The 218-nt window shown below is 49.5% G+C and carries 1 protein-coding gene; it reads left to right on the top strand.

The genetic code is table 11. The annotated features are described in order from the left end of the window. The coding region (locus A3712_RS10185) for a deaminase (protein WP_231891797.1) at positions 1 to 218 on the top strand (218 nt) is incomplete at both ends.

Here is a 218-nt window from a genome sequence, read left to right as displayed (position 1 = left end):
ACAATACATGCTGCAAGCACTTGAAGCTTCGCGCCAAGCCCTACCCGATTGCCAACCAAACCCACCAGTAGGGTGTGTATTGGTGAAGAACGATAAAGTAGTGTCTGTTGGTTACACACAAAAGGTTGGTAGGAACCACGCTGAAGTCGAGGCACTGAATCACTATGACGGCGAAATGGAAGGCGTAACAGCCTACGTGACATTAGAGCCGTGCTCTT

Source organism: Vibrio sp. HI00D65, assembly GCF_001635455.1.
Lineage (GTDB): Bacteria > Pseudomonadota > Gammaproteobacteria > Enterobacterales > Vibrionaceae > Vibrio.
Note: the sequence above shows the minus strand (reverse complement) of the source record. Positions and strands in the feature narration are given on the sequence as shown.